At 64.4% G+C, this 14,384-nt stretch carries 13 protein-coding genes and 1 riboswitch; of the genes, 6 read left to right on the top strand and 7 right to left on the bottom strand.

All coding sequences use genetic code 11. The annotated features are described in order from the left end of the window. Positions 1-118: 118 nt before the first annotated feature. A complete protein-coding gene (locus GTP44_RS27995; protein WP_161018708.1) occupies positions 119-1,771 on the top strand; it encodes a methyl-accepting chemotaxis protein in 1,653 nt (550 codons plus the stop codon). 7 nt (positions 1,772-1,778) lie between these two features. Here the strand turns inward: GTP44_RS27995 and GTP44_RS05930 are convergent, their stop codons facing one another. Genes GTP44_RS05930 through GTP44_RS05915 form a run of 4 tightly spaced genes read right to left on the bottom strand, consistent with a single transcriptional unit; the run spans position 1,779 to position 5,088 of the window. Further along, positions 1,779-2,426, bottom strand: coding sequence for a hypothetical protein (locus GTP44_RS05930; RefSeq protein WP_161018707.1), 648 nt, complete (start codon positions 2,424-2,426; stop codon positions 1,779-1,781). Continuing rightward, the gene (locus GTP44_RS05925; RefSeq protein WP_160991731.1) at positions 2,423-3,391 is read right to left on the bottom strand and encodes an MlaD family protein; all 969 of its coding nucleotides are present in this window, start codon (positions 3,389-3,391) and stop codon (positions 2,423-2,425) included. The genes GTP44_RS05930 and GTP44_RS05925 overlap by 4 nt, the downstream gene beginning before the upstream one ends. A gap of 1 nt (position 3,392) precedes the next feature. After that, positions 3,393-4,181, bottom strand: coding sequence for an MlaE family ABC transporter permease (locus GTP44_RS05920; protein ID WP_160991732.1), 789 nt, complete (start codon positions 4,179-4,181; stop codon positions 3,393-3,395). 40 nt (positions 4,182-4,221) lie between these two features. After that, complete coding sequence (locus tag GTP44_RS05915; protein ID WP_161018706.1) at positions 4,222-5,088, bottom strand: LysR family transcriptional regulator; 867 nt, start codon at positions 5,086-5,088, stop codon at positions 4,222-4,224. A gap of 88 nt (positions 5,089-5,176) precedes the next feature. Here GTP44_RS05915 and GTP44_RS05910 point away from each other — a divergent pair, with 88 nt between their 5' ends. After that, positions 5,177-6,559: an MFS transporter gene (locus GTP44_RS05910; protein WP_229256806.1), complete on the top strand. Its 1,383-nt coding sequence runs from the start codon at positions 5,177-5,179 to the stop codon at positions 6,557-6,559. Positions 6,560-6,562: 3 nt separating this feature from the next. Here the strand turns inward: GTP44_RS05910 and ribB are convergent, their stop codons facing one another. Next, positions 6,563-7,222: a 3,4-dihydroxy-2-butanone-4-phosphate synthase gene (ribB, locus tag GTP44_RS05905; RefSeq protein WP_161018705.1), complete on the bottom strand. Its 660-nt coding sequence runs from the start codon at positions 7,220-7,222 to the stop codon at positions 6,563-6,565. Between the two features lie 94 nt (positions 7,223-7,316). Beyond that, a riboswitch (FMN riboswitch) is annotated at positions 7,317-7,435 on the bottom strand. 93 nt (positions 7,436-7,528) lie between these two features. On the opposite strand from ribB, the gene GTP44_RS05900 reads away from it, so the two are divergent. Both GTP44_RS05900 and GTP44_RS05895 read left to right on the top strand, forming a co-directional pair. Further along, positions 7,529-10,354, top strand: coding sequence for a M16 family metallopeptidase (locus GTP44_RS05900; protein WP_161018704.1), 2,826 nt, complete (start codon positions 7,529-7,531; stop codon positions 10,352-10,354). 12 nt (positions 10,355-10,366) lie between these two features. Further along, entirely contained in the window at positions 10,367-10,567 is a 201-nt protein-coding gene (locus tag GTP44_RS05895) for a hypothetical protein (protein WP_160991736.1), read from the top strand. Here the strand turns inward: GTP44_RS05895 and GTP44_RS05890 are convergent. After that, positions 10,564-10,962: a VOC family protein gene (locus GTP44_RS05890; protein WP_161018703.1), complete on the bottom strand. Its 399-nt coding sequence runs from the start codon at positions 10,960-10,962 to the stop codon at positions 10,564-10,566. The genes GTP44_RS05895 and GTP44_RS05890 overlap by 4 nt on opposite strands. A 47-nt stretch (positions 10,963-11,009) precedes the next feature. Here GTP44_RS05890 and GTP44_RS05885 point away from each other — a divergent pair, with 47 nt between their 5' ends. Together GTP44_RS05885 and GTP44_RS05880 are read left to right on the top strand one after the other, a co-directional pair. Next, positions 11,010-11,453 (top strand): SRPBCC family protein, encoded by a 444-nt coding sequence (locus GTP44_RS05885; protein ID WP_161018702.1) that lies wholly within the window; start codon positions 11,010-11,012, stop codon positions 11,451-11,453. Between the two features lie 13 nt (positions 11,454-11,466). Next, entirely contained in the window at positions 11,467-11,898 is a 432-nt protein-coding gene (locus tag GTP44_RS05880) for a hypothetical protein (RefSeq protein ID WP_229256797.1), read from the top strand. A gap of 19 nt (positions 11,899-11,917) precedes the next feature. Here the strand turns inward: GTP44_RS05880 and GTP44_RS05875 are convergent, their stop codons facing one another. Continuing rightward, positions 11,918-14,353 (bottom strand): TonB-dependent receptor, encoded by a 2,436-nt coding sequence (locus tag GTP44_RS05875; RefSeq protein ID WP_161018701.1) that lies wholly within the window; start codon positions 14,351-14,353, stop codon positions 11,918-11,920. Positions 14,354-14,384: the final 31 nt, after the last annotated feature.

Below are 14,384 nucleotides of genomic sequence, written 5' to 3'. Positions count from 1 at the left end.
CAGTCATGCGTCCACCGCATGGCGCATGGCCTAACCGCTGCCGTGTTGGTTGTTTGTCGCGTAGCGCGACGACGTGCTATGCGAACCTCGAATCCACCCATTCCTGCAGGAAAATATTATGAAAACTTCAACTGCCCAGTTCGGGATCGCCACACGTTTGTATGCGGGCTTTGGCCTGATTGTCGCCATACTGCTGGTGCTTTTGACTGTGGCGTATACCAATTTCAGCAAACTGAATCAGGCCAACGACTGGAACGTTCACACGTATGAAGTGCTGGGCGCCAGCCAGAACGTGCTGGAAAGCCTGATCAATATGGAAACCGGCGAGCGCGGCTATGCCTTGACTGGCGCCAGCGCATCGCTGGAACCGTACGATAACGGCAAGGTGGCGTTCAAGGAGAATCTGGCGAAGGCGCGTTCGCTCACCGCCAACAATGAGAAGCAGCAGGCGCGCCTGAAAAAAATCGAGGAGTTGCAGCAGCAATGGCTTGCTGCCGCCGCCGAACCGGCGATCGCCTTGCGCAAGGCCGCCAATGAAGACAGCGCTAAAATGCAGGCGGTGGTGGCCTTTGAGCAGTCGGCCAAGGGAAAAGCCACGATGGACCAGATGCGTGTCCTGATCAGTGAACTGGTGGATGCGGAGCGGGTGCTGCTGGTCGAGCGCGGCAAAAACGCCGCCGTGCTGAGAAGCGCCACCAGCGCCACCCTGGTGGGGGGCGGCATGCTGGCGCTGTCGCTGTCGATTCTGCTGGCGGTGCTGCTGGCGCGCATGGTGTTGACGCCGCTGCGGGCGATTCTGCACGCCACCGAAGACCTGCGCAGCGGCGACGGCGACCTGACTTACCGCTTGCCGGTGCTGTCGGCCGAATTCGGCCAGGTGGCGACGTCGCTCAACGGTTTTATCCAGCGTCTGCACGACATCATCACCGACGTGCGCCGCGGCACGGTGACGATAGCCTCGGCCAGCGAGGAAATCGCCACCGGCAACCTGGACCTGTCGTCGCGTACCGAACAGCAAGCCAGTTCGCTCGAAGAAACCGCCTCGTCAATGGAGGAGCTGACCTCCACCGTCAAGCAGAACGCCGACAATGCGCGCCAGGCCACCGGTCTGGCGGGCAGTGCCGCCGATGTGGCGCTGCGCGGCAGCAGCGTGGTGTCCAATGTGGTCAGCACGATGACGGAAATTAACAGCTCCGCCAAGCAGATTGCCGACATCATCGGCGTGATCGATGGGATCGCGTTCCAGACCAATATCCTGGCGCTGAACGCGGCGGTCGAAGCCGCCCGCGCCGGTGAGCAGGGTCGTGGCTTCGCCGTGGTCGCCAGCGAAGTCCGCAGTCTGGCGCACCGCTCGGCCACCGCCGCCAAGGAAATCAAGACGCTGATCGATGATTCGGTCGGCAAGGTCGAAACCGGCACCCGGCTGGTGGCGGACGCCGGCAGCACGATGGATGAAATCGTCGCCAGCGTGCGGCGCGTGACCGACATCATGAGCGAGATCACGGCCGCCAGCACCGAGCAGGAAGCCGGCATCATGCAGATCAACCAGGCGATCGCGGAAATGGACGGCGCCACCCAGCAAAATGCCGCGCTGGTCGAGCAGGCCGCTGCCGCCTCCGAATCCATGCAGGATCAGGCGCGGCATCTGGAGCAGGTGGTCGGCGTCTTCAAGCTCGACGCGTCGGCGAGCGTCGCCGTGTCGTCCGCCGGCGGTGCCGGCGCCAGCGTCAGCGCGCCGCGCAAACCAGCGCTGCGTCTGCGCGCGGTCTAGGACCGGCTCACTGGGTGACTAGCGCGATGCGGCGGCGTATGCGTTGCGCCTCGGCGGCGTCGCCCGCCTGCTCGGCGCGCATCGCCTGCACACCCAGCCAGGCCAGCAACGGCCGGCGCCAGCCCTGGGCGGAGGCGGTGTCCACCGCGTTCGCCAGTAGTGGCGGGCTGGCTTTGCCACTGCGGAGCATCACGCCGCTGGCGACCAGCCTGGCCAGCGGATCGGCGATGGCTTGCACGGCGCTGGCGGCGGTCGCGTCGCTGGTGGCCGCCGCCACCGCCTGGTGCTGCGGTGGCAGCAGCGCGATGTCGGCGGCGCTGGCGCGGCCGGCCAGATAGGCGGCATAGGCGCGCTCTGTAGGGGCGGCGTCCTGCGCCAGCTTGTCGTAGCCGGCGCAGTCCTCAAACACCAGCGAGGCCACACGCGCGGCGCACCGCGTCAATTCTGCCCGGATGATCAGATCGACCTTGCCGGTGCTGGACAAGGCTGCGCGGGCGCGCTGGTATTCGGCCGCTTCCAGGTTGGCCTTGCCCTCCATGTAGGCGTCGGTGGCGCGGTCGATGCCGTTTTTGGCGTTCATTTGCCAGTCCGGCACCGGCGGGGTGTTGCCACAGCCGGCCAGCAGCACGGCGGCGATTAAGATGGTCTTCTTCATGGCAGCTTGATCTCCGTATCGCGCTTGAACGGCCATTTGCGGTTGATTTCATTGACCAGTTGCTCAACGCGCCGCAGGCTGCTTTCCACTTCGCCGCGCAGCGTGCCCAGATCAGCGGTGGCTTCCTTGGTGTTGGAGGCCACGGCTTGCGCCTCCACCAGCACGGCGTCCATCTTTTTCAGCGAGTTACGCGCATCGGCCAGCAGGCCATTCAACTGCCGCACCGTCGCCTGCGCATCGGTCATCACGCCTTGCTGGCCGAACACCTGTTCATCCGCATGACCGATCAGGCTATCCGCCTTGACCGCCAGCGCGTTCACCGTCACCAGCAGTTTGTTGGCTCGTTCCATCAACTGCTGCGCATTCTTGTCGTCGCCGGCGATCAGCCCCATGGCGCCTTGCGGGCCATTGAGCTTGCCGGTAACGCCGGCCACATTGGCCAGGCTGGTGGCCAGCGCCGAGTTCTCCGCCGTCAGGTCATTCAGGTTTTGCAGCAGGTCGCGCGCCGTCGCCAGCAGGCGCGGAATCTCGGCGCCCGGATCGCCCACCAGCAGCGCGCGCGCGGCGCCATCCGGCAGCGGCGGATCGCTTGGAATGCCGCTGAAGGCGCGCAATTTCGCGCCGCCCACCAGCCCGCGCTCCAGCGTGAAGATGCTGGAGCTGCGCAGCCAGTGCGCGTCCTTGCTCTGCACATCCACCACCACGCGGGCTTTGCCCTCGTTGCTCAACTCGATGCGGCGCACGCGGCCAATCGGGAAGCCCGCAAACGTCACATCCATGCCGACCACCACGCCCTCAGAGTCGTCCGCCTGCAGGAACAATGTTTGGGTCGACTCGAACGCGCCGCGCGCATAGAGCAAATACAGGCCTGAGCCGGCCACCAGCACAACCATCAGCACCAGCAGCAGGGCCGCCTTGAATTCAGCATTGCGCACCGGCGCGGCTTCATTGATTGGTTCAGTCATATCAGTAGTAATTTCCCATGAGCGAAGCAACTTCGATCAGCAGCATCACGGCAAACAGCCGCACCATGTCGGACAGGCCGTGCGACACCTTGTTGCGGTAGTTCTCGCCAAAGTAAAAAGAGGACGCCATCGGTATCAGGCCGACGGCAAAGCTGAAGAATACGATCTTCAGCGCCAGTATCATGGTCACGGCCGGATTGAACACCTGGCCGACCACGCGGGTATAGCCGGCCAGCGCCCACGGCGTGAAACCGTACAGCGACAGATAAGTCAGGATCAGCGTCAGCACGCAGCTGACGGCCGCCAGCATCCACACCGCGAACACGCCCGCGGCCACGCGCGGGAAGAATTCGCGGTGCAGCTCCAGCATGCTGACCTGGCGCCCCGCACTGCGGCCCTGAGCGAATTCCAGTCCGGCCGGCAGCGTGGTACGCAGCGCCACGAAGGCGGCGGCGGTCAGCGGAATCAGCTCCAGCACCAGCACGCGCACCACCATCTCCAGCGCGTAGCGGGACAGGCCATAGCTTTGCGACGTCACCACCACGATACGGATCAGCACCAGACTGACCAGCGCCGACAGCACACCGTACCACGCCAGATTCGGCACCGTGTCGCTCACCAGGTGACGCGCCAGCACCGGACGCCGCTCGCGGCCATAGCTGGCCGGCGTCAGCGCCACGGAAAACATCAGCACCGCGAATTGCGTCAGCCGCCACCAGCTTTGCAGCCAGCCGGCCGCGCCACGGTGCAGCCGTTGCAGAAGATGGGGAAGCGATGCTTGCGTACTCATATTGGCATATTAGCACCGGCGCGTGAAAATCCCGCGTCCGCTACCGTTGAGGGAAACTGTCGATGATGGCGTCGGCCGCCGCGCGCACCCGCGCGCTGCGGCTTAAATCGGCGTGCATCGCCAGCCAGACGTCGTAGTGGTCAACCCGCTCCGGCCACACGCGCACCAGCAGCGGATCGTTGTCGGCCATGTGGCAGGGCAGCTCAGTCACGCCCATGCCTAGCCGCGCCGCCTCGATCATGGCCAGGCCGCTGTTGACCTCCATCGCCACGCGCGCGTTGTGTACCGGCTCCAGGCAGATTTTTTCCTGGTGGCGTGGCGCGACCGAGGCCTGGTAGATGACGATGTCGTGCCCGGCCAGGCCGGCGCCCGGCACCGGCATGCCGCGCTGTTTCAGGTAGTCCGGCGTGGCGTACAGGCCCATGCTGCGGCGGGTCAGGTGGCGCGAGATCAGGTCCGGATCGGAGGGCTTCAAGGTGCGCACCGCCAGGTCGGCCTCGCGCCGCGTCAGGCTGGTGATGCTGGTGCTGGTACTGAGCACGATGCGGATTTCCGGATGCATCACATGCAGGCGCTGCATGGCGGCGATGACGAAGTGCGCGGCCATGGTGTCGGAGGTGGTGACGCGCACGCTGCCGGACAGGCGGTTGTCGATGCCCTGCATCTCGCGCTGGAACTGCAGCGCCGCCTGTTCCATCTTTTCGGCGGCGGTGACGGCCAGTTCGCCGGCCGGCGTGGCCATGTAGCCGGACGGCGTGCGCAGGAAAAGGCGCGCGCCCAGTGATTTTTCCAGCGCGTTGAGGCGGCGGCCGACGGTGGCCTGGTCGATGTCCAGCAGCGCGGCGGCGGCGCGCAGCGTGCCTTTGCGGTAGATGGCGAGAAAGATGCGGGCGTTGTCCCAGTCCATGGCGGTCTGCGTGCGTGATGCAATTTTGCATCGGAGTGCTGATATTATGCGTATTTACTGCATCATGCAAGCGGCCTACCATGGGCGCATGCATACCTCGATCACCAGCGCCGCGCGGACGCGGCATATACCTCCATTATTGATGCTGACGACGCTGGCCATCGGCTTCGTCATGGCCATGATCGACGTCACCGCCGTCAACACGGCGCTGACCGATATCGCCGCCAGCCTGGCGGTGCCGCTCACCGGTCTGGTGTGGGTGGTGGACGGCTACACGCTGACCTTTGCCGCGCTGTTGATGGCCGGTGGCGCGCTGGCCGACCGCTACGGTCCCAAACGCGTCTACCAGGGCGGGTTGAGTGTTTTCATACTCGGCTCGGTGCTGTGCGCCGTCGCGCCCAGCGGCACCGCCCTGATCGCGGCGCGCCTGCTGCAAGGCCTGGGGGCGGCGCTGTTCATGCCGAGTTCTCTGAGCCTGCTGACGCATGCGTATGAGGATCAGGCCACGCGGGCGCGCATGCTGGGCACTTGGTCGGCGATCGTCGGCTGCGCGTCGGCGGCCGGGCCACTGGTCGGCGGACTGCTGGTGCACGCATTTGGCTGGCGCAGCGTGTTCTGGGTTAATGTGCCGATTGGCCTGCTGGGTATCGTGCTGGCCCAGGTGCTGGTGCCCGCCACGCCACGTCATGAGCGCGCGCTGTCAATGTTGAGTCACGCGCTGGGCGTCGTCGCGCTGGCGGCGCTGAGCTTTGTGCTGATCGAAGGCCCGGTGCGGGGCTGGATGTCGGTCGGTGTGGCGGGGGCGGGCATCGTCACGCTGGCCGCCGCCGCGCTGCTGGTGATGCGCGAGCGGACCGGCGCGCATCCCTTGCTGCCCAAGGCGCTGTTCGACACGCCGGCCTTCGCGGCGGCCAATGGCGTTGGCTTCCTGATTAACTTCGCGGTGTTCGGACAGGTGTTTTTGTTGAGCCTATTTATTCAGCAGGGTGGTTCGGATGCGTTGCAGACGGGCCTCAAGCTGGTGCCGATGATGGCCGCTTTCGCCATCGGCAACCTGACCTCCGGCCGCATCACGGCGCGTGTCGGCACGCGGCCGCCGATGATGTATGGGCTGCTGGTGGGCCTGGGCATGGCGCTGGTGATGCTGTTTGGCCTGCGTCCGGACACGCCTTACTGGCTGCTGGTGACGACGGCGATGCTGATGAATGTCGCCATCGGCATTGCGATTCCGGGCATGACGGCGACGGTGATGCTGGTGGCGGGCAGGGCGCAAGCCAACAGCGCCGCCGCCGCGCTCAACGCCAACCGTCAGGTCGGTGCGCTGGTCGGCGTGGCGATGATGGGCACCGTGATGTACATGACGCCCGACTGGGGGCTGCGCATGCCGCTGGCGTTCACGCTGATCGCCGCGGCTTACGCCGGTGCCTTGTGGCTGGTTTACCGCTACGTCAAGCTGGCAAAGCCGGAGTGACGGTTAGATGGCGTGCCTGGTGCGCCATGCGATCATCTCGGCGATGGTCAGGATCGGCATCCGGTGCAGTTCGGCGAAGCGCTCGATGTCGGCGCCGCGCATCATGGTGCCGTCGGGATTCATCAACTCGCACAGCACGGCCGATGGATGCAGGCCGGCCATGGTGGCCAGGTCCACCGAGCCCTCGGTATGGCCTTTGCGTGACAATACGCCACCCGGCGTGGCGCGCAGCGGGAACACATGGCCCGGATGCACCAGGTCCGCCGGCTTGGCGTTGGCCGCCGTCGCCGCGCGGATGGTGGTCACGCGGTCGGCCGCCGATACACCGGTGGTCACGCCTTCGCGCGCCTCGATCGATACGGTGAACGGCGTGCCATAGCGGCTGCCGTTGTTGGCCGCCATCATCGGCAATTCCAGTTCGCGCACCTTGTCGGCACTCAGGCACAGGCACACGATGCCGCTGCATTCTCGGATCATCATGGCCATGGTTTGCACCGTCATCTTTTCGGCGGCGACGATCAGGTCGGCCTCGTTCTCGCGGTCAAAATCGTCGAGCAGGATGACCGGCACGCCGGCGCGCATGGCTTCCAGTGCCGCGTGGATACGGGCTTCCAGATCATCGGATATCAGGGTGTAAGGGGATACTGCGGTGTGGTCCAGCATGGGAAACGCTCCTTGATAAAATAGGAACGCGACAGGGCAAGCGAATACGCGCAGCCAGCCACGCCGATGGCTCGGGCGGCAGGTTGCGTCAAGCGCACATCTTCTTTCATCCGGACTTTAACCGTCGGCCCTGGAGTTACACCAGATCTGCGCGTTGCCGCGCTCGCGGGCTTTACCGCCGGTGGGGAATTACACCCCGCCCCGAAGACGTTGTTGTTGCCTGCCGGGCGGCAGGCACGAGGATTCTAACCTGAATCGTGGATTTCGGTGTAAGGTAGGAGGTCTATTCAATATCCTGCATTCTGAATGAAGCTGATTACCCTGCGCCTCGTGTCCGGCGCCGCACTTCTGGCATGGTCTCTTCTGGCGTATGCCGATACTCTCCCACCACTGAAGCTGAGCGACCAAATTCCGGTTGGACCACAGGTTAAAGTTGGCAAACTGGCCAATGGGCTGATGTACTACATTCATCCAAACGGCCGTCCCGAGAAAAAGCTGGAACTGCGGCTGGTGGTCAAGGCCGGCTCCATCCTGGAAGACGACGACCAGCAAGGCCTGGCGCACTTCACCGAACACATGGCCTTCAACGGCTCCACCCATTTCAAGCGCAACGAGCTGGTGTCCTATTTGCAGTCGATCGGCGTGAAGTTCGGCGCGGACCTCAACGCCTATACCAGCTTCGATGAAACGGTGTACATCCTTCCCATCCCGACCGACAAGAATGAGATTGTCGAACAGGGCTTCCAGGTGCTGGAAGACTGGGCCCATGGCCTGTCGTTCAACGACGCCGACATCGACAGCGAACGTGGCATCGTGCTGGAGGAACTGCGCCTCGGCAAAGGCGTGGATGACCGCATGAACAAGGTGGTGCTGCCCAAGGTGTTGAACGGCTCGCGCTACGCGCAGCGCATGCCGATCGGCAAAGAGGAAGTGATCAAGCACTTCAAGTACGACGCCATCAAGCGCTTTTACCGCGACTGGTATCGCCCGGACCTGATGGCGATGGTGGTGGTCGGCGACATCGAGCCGGCCGAGGCGCAGCGCCTGATCGAGCAGCATTTCTCCAAGCTCAAAAATCCAGCCAATCCGCGTCCGCGCACCTACGCCAAGATTCCGCAGCAGCAGAAGTCGGAAGGCATCGTCTTCACCGACAAGGAAGTCAGCGCCAACACCGTCTATATCCGTTATCCGATCCAGTCCTGGCCGGCCGGCGAGACCATCGCCGACTACCGCCAGAAGCTGATCGAAGGCATGTACAGCTTTATCCTCAGCCAGCGCATGTACGAGTTGACGCAGCAAGCCGACCCGCCATTCCTGCAGGGCGGCAGCGGCATGAACAAGATCGTGCGCGGCTACCGCTCGTTCGGTGCCGGCGCGGTGCTGGGCAAGGGCGGCGCCACGCCGGCGATCAACGCGCTGGTGGAGGAAGACCAGCGCGCGCGCCAGTACGGGTTTACCGAATCCGAAGTGGAACGCGCCAAGAAGGGCATGCTGCGCAATTATGAGCGCATCTACAACGAGCGCGATAAATCCGATTCTTCAGGCTACGCGGCGGAATACATCCGCAACTTCCTGGAGCAGGAGACCATTCCCGGCACTGCCGCCGAGTACCGCTACGCCACCGAACTGATACCGGGGATTACAGTGCAGGAGGTGAACGCCGCCGTGCGCGCCGCGATCCCGGTCAACCAGAGCAAGCTGGTGATCTACAGCGGCACCGACAAGCCGGGCGTGACGCCGCCGAAGGCCGCGCAGTTGTTGGCCACCGCCACGGCGGCCGAGAAGATCGCCGTCAAGCCGCTGGCGGACAAGGTGTACGCCAGCCAGCTGATGCCGAAGTTGCCGCAGGCCGGCAGCATCGTCAGCGAGACCGTCAACGCCAAAATCGGCACCACGGAGCTCACGCTGAGCAACGGCGTCAAGGTGGTGCTGAAGCCGACCGACTTTAATAACGACCAGGTGATACTCGGCGGCTTGCGCTACGGCGGTTGGTCGCTGCTGCCGGACAGCGACGTCTTCGCCGCGCACTACGCCAGCAGCATCGTCGGTCAGATGGGCGTGTTGAACTACTCGCCGAACGATCTGGTGAAGGTCCTGGCCGGCAAGAGCGTCAGCTCCAGCGCGCAAGTCAGCTCGCTCAACGAATCGGTGGGCGGCAGCTCCGGTAGCTCCGACGTCGAAGCCATGCTGCAGCTGGTGTACCTGCAAATGACGCAGCCGCGCAAGGACGCCGCCATCTATAGCGCCTACGTCGGCCGCCAGCGTGAACTGGCACAGAACAATCTGGCGCGTCCGGAGTCGGTGTTCTACGACACGGTGACCGCCACGCTGTACAACAACAATCCGCGTGTGCTGCGCGCCGCCAAGCCGGCGGACTTCGACAAGCTGGTGCTGGACCGCGTGCTGGATATCTACAACAGCCGCATGTCGAGCGCGCGCGACTTCACCTTTTTCATCGTCGGCAGCTTTGACGTGGAGAAGATCAAGCCGCTGATCGCCACCTATCTGGCCAGCCTGCCGGTGGGCGAGATCCCGGTCGCCTTCCGCGACGAGGGCGTGCGGCCGATCAAGGGCGTGGTGAAGAAGGAAGTGCACGCCGGCTCGGAGCCCAAGAGCACCATCTCGCTGTCGTTCACCGGCGAGGTGGCGTACTCGCGCGCCGCGCGCATGCGCCTGCAAGCGCTGGTGGAAGTCATGAACATCAAGCTGATCGAAACGCTGCGCGAGAAAATGGGCGCGATGTACAGCGGCGGCATGAGCGGCACCATGAACCGCATCCCCTACGGGAATTACTCGATCAGCGCCACGCTGCCGTGCGCGCCGGAGAACGTGGACAAGGTGCTGGCCGCGACCTTCGCCGAGATCGACAAGATCAAGCGGCAGGGCGTGGACGAGGCGGATCTGAACAAGGTCAAGGCCTCGTGGATCAAGGGCTACCGCAAGGGCATGCGCGAGAACGGCTACTGGATGGCGTCTTTACAAAATGCCTTCTTCAATAATAACAATCCAGAGGATATACTGGCTTACGAGTCGCGCGTGAACGCGCTGACGGCTGCGGACTTGCAAGAGGCCGCGCAACGCTACTTCGATACCAACAACTATCTGCAAGTAGTGCTGTACCCCGAGAAGTAAGGAGTAATCATCATGGCAAAGAAAAAAGAAGAGCTGGACCCGGAAACCCTGGAGCTGATCAACTGGTGCATCGAGGTGGAGGGCTTCCTGGTCAAGGGCGGCGCCACGCAGGCCCAGGCGCAGGACCACATCGAAGAGCAGGTGGAGTGGTTTACCGACCAGTTCTACGACGGCCTGACCCCGGAGGAAGCGGCCAAGGAAGCCCTGGCTTAATCCGCCGGCGCGTCGTGACAGACGACGCCTAGCTTGTTGCCCTCGGGGTCGCGGAAGTAGGCGCCGTAGTAGTTGGCGTGGTAGTGCGGCCGCAGGCCCGGTGCGCCTTCGCAGCTGCCTCCGTGCGCCAGCGCCGCGGCGTGGGTAAGGTCAACCGCCGCGCGCGAGGGCGCCATCAGCGCCACCATCTGGCCATTGCCGCGACTTGCCGGCTGGCCGTCATGCGGTCTTCCGATCACGAACAAGGGGCGGGCGCCTTCCGCCGGCTGCCACGCGGCCCATGGCTTGCCGGCGTCGACAAAGCGCTGGCGCGCGCCGACCGCTTCCATCACGGCGCTGTAAAATGCCAGCGCCGGTTCAAAATTGTTAATTCCTATGTAAACGTGCGACAGCATGGGCCGGCTCCTGTGTGTGAATGCTGTAGTGTACGTGGAGAGAAAGCATGTTCAAGAAAATAATCGTCGGGTTCTCGACTTTGGTGCTGGTCCTGTTTGTGATCGCCGCGTTCCAGCCGTCGACCTACACCGTGCAGCGCGCGATCAGCATCCAGGCGCCGGCGGACAAGGTGAGGCCGCTGATTAGCGATTTTCGCAACTGGCCGCAATGGTCGCCGTGGAATCATATCGAGGCCGCCCGCATGGAGGTGCTGAGCCAGACGCCGACCAATATCAGCGTCAAGCTGGAGTTCCCCGGCGAGAGCGCCAAGCCGTCCATGATGGAGTTCTGGGTGCAGCCGCGGGATGGCGGCACCACGGTACGCTGGAGCATGAATGGCGAAGTCGATTTTACGGGTAAGATCATGAATATGATCATCAGCATGGACAAGGCGCTGGGCCCGGCGTTTGAAAGCGGCCTGGCAAAAATGAAGGCGGTGGCGGAAAAATAAACGGAGGCGGGCGATGAAGATGTGCGCGTTCATTCTGGCGGCGGCGATGGTGATGCCCGCAGCCATCACGGTCCAGGCGGCGTCGCTGCGCACCGACCATCCCTTCATCGGCACCTGGCGCATCGCCGTGCCGGACACCGGATGCAGCGAGACCTATCGCGTTCGCGCCGACGGCACCACGCTGGTGTTCAGCAACGAGGAGGTGGCCGAGTCCACCTTCACCGTGTCGGACAAGCCGGACAAGAAGGGCTTCTACAAGCAGACCGACACCATCGCCAAGGACAACGGCAAGCCCGATTGTAGCGGCGCCATCACCAAGCCGGGGCGCTCCGTCACCAGCTATCTGCAATTTCACCCGAGCGGCGACCTGTTCGTGATGTGCGTTGAGCCGAATCTGGAGCGCTGCATCGGTCCCTTCATCCGCGTGCGCGGCCGGCCGATTTAGGCCGACCGACGCGGCATGGTCACAGACTGCCGCGCAGTTCGAGGGCGAAGGTGCGCGGCGGGGTAACGCTGGCGTAGGGCAGGCCGAAGGCCTTGGTCTGGCCATCCAGGTTGTAGACATAGCGCTGGTCGAACAGGTTGTTGACCAGCAGGCCGATGCCGAACTTGCCGTTGCTGGCGTCCCACCCAAGCCGCAGGTCGGCTTTGCCGCCCGAGGTGCCGGTGCGGAAGGCTGGCGCGTTCAGGCATTGCAGGGCGCGGGTGTCGTCGTTGCAGCGTGACTTGCCGTGGTAATTCCCTTGCAGCGTGGCGCTCATGCGGCCATTCAGCGCTTCCCAGTTGGCGTTGATGCCGGCCATGCCGGTGAAGCTTGGTGTGCCAACCGGCTGGCCGGACAGGTTGAGCGCGGCGCCGCTGCTGTCGGTGGTCTGGTAGCGCTGGTAGGTCTGGTCGATCAGCTCCATGCCGGCGAAGGCGGTCAGGCGCGGCGAGATGCGGATGCGGGCGTCCAGATCCAGGCCTTTCGCTTGCTGGTCACTGTTGATGATGTTGTAGGTGGGGATGGCGCTGCTGCCGCCCAGCTTCACATCCTGCAGATTCTTGAAGCGGTAGGCGAACAGCGAGCCATTGATGGTGGCGCGCAGCGCCGGCGCGGACAGCTTGAAACCCAGTTCCAGATTGGTCATCTTCTCCGGATTGAAGCTGGGGTCGCGCTCGCGCGGATTCGCCGAGCCGGGATTCGGTGGCGTGAAGACATTGAAACCGCCCGCCTGATATCCGCGCGACAGCGACGCAAACAGCAGCAGGTCCTCATTGAGTTTGTGGTCCAGCACCAAGCGCGGACTCCAGTCGGTCCAACTGCGCGTAGCGTTGACCGGCGTGGCGGCCAGCGGTCCGGCCGCCGCGAAGATGATATTGGACGGCAGCGCGCTGGCGTCCAGCCCCGCCGCCGGGCCATAGGTGTTGAGCAGCGAGTCCAGTGCGGCCGACTGGCGGCCCGGCACCTGCCATTGCATCTCCTTGCGGTCGCGGCTCCAGCGCAGGCCGGTGGTGAGGCGCGTGCCTGGCGCCAGGCGCCAGATCAGGTCTCCGTAGATCGAGAAGGCGCGCGTGCGCAGTTTGGCGAGGTTGTCCTCCTGCCAGCTGAACACGGAGTTCTGGTCCACGCCCGGCACGCCGGCCATGCCCAAACCGCCGAACAGCGTGGCGAAATCGGGCGCGCCGCCCTGCATCAGGCTCAGACTATCCAGCGTGGCGGTGTTGACGATGGCGGCGCTGTTTTGCCGTTCGCGGTTGTCGTAGAAGCTGGCGCCGGCGATCCAGTCCAGCTTATCGGTGGCGCCGGACAGCTTGAAGTCCTGCTGCCAGTTGTAGGCTTTCTTCTGATCCTGCGTGGCCAGGCGGAAGTCTACGCGCGCGGTGCCGTCGTTATCGGTCAGATTGAGGGAAGAGAAGGTGCGGAAGGCGGTGGTGGAGCGCAGTGTGGCACCGCCGATAGGTATTTCCGCGCGCAGCGTGACGCCATCGAAGTTGCGGCTTTCGCGGCCGTCGGTGTCGTTCTGTAGCGGCGCCTTGCGCGGATCGCTGAAGTTGGCGACATAGGCCGCGTCGTAGACGCCGGTGTAGCCGGCGAACGGCAGCGCGGGATCTTTGACCACGCCGAACGCCGGCCAGCCATTCTGCCGCAGTTGTTCATGTTCCCACGACAGGATCAGCGTGGCGTCGCGGACTTTCTGTCTGACGGACAGGCGTGTGGCCCAGGTGTTGTCGCCGGCGGTGCGGTTGCCGGTGCTGGTATTGCGCACCCACCCGTCGCTTCGCGCCCGCACGAAGACCAGCCGCGCGGCGGTGCTGTCGCCCAGCGGCACGTTGAGCATGGCGTCGGCGTCGACGCGGCCGTAGTCGCCCACCTTGATCCTGCCGGTGGCGTCGAAGCTCGCTTCCGGCTCGTTGGTGACGACCGAGATGGCGCCGGCCGCGCTGTTGCGGCCGAACAGCGTGCCTTGCGGCCCTTTCAGCACCTCCACCCGCTGGATGTCGACGAAGTTCATCAGCGCGCCGCCGGTTTTGCCGGTGTAGACCCCATCGACATAAATGCCGACCGGCGTGTCGGTGCCGATGCCGAAGTCGCCCGCCTGCACGCCGCGGATGCCGAACACCGGCTGCGTGGGCTGGGTGGCGTCCACCTGCAGGCCGGGCAGGTAGCCGGTGATGTCGCCGAGGTTGCGCGCGCCGAGGTTCTGGATGTCGCGCGCGGTCACCACCTCCATCGAGATCGGCACTTCCTGCAACGACTGCGCGCGTGATTGCGCGGTCACGATGACCTTTTGGATATCGTCGTCGGCATGGGCCGCGAGCGTGCCGGCGAAGGCCAGGGCGATGCTGTGCGCAAGGATGCGCGGCCGACGGGATGGCGCGGATAGGCGAAATGGCGGCTGCGGTGCATGTGGCTTCACGGTGTCTCCTCGGGTGTTTGATTTTTTTCAA

It is taken from the genome of Duganella lactea (genome assembly GCF_009857505.1).
Classification (GTDB): domain Bacteria; phylum Pseudomonadota; class Gammaproteobacteria; order Burkholderiales; family Burkholderiaceae_D; genus Rugamonas; species Rugamonas lactea.
Note: the sequence above shows the minus strand (reverse complement) of the source record. Positions and strands in the feature narration are given on the sequence as shown.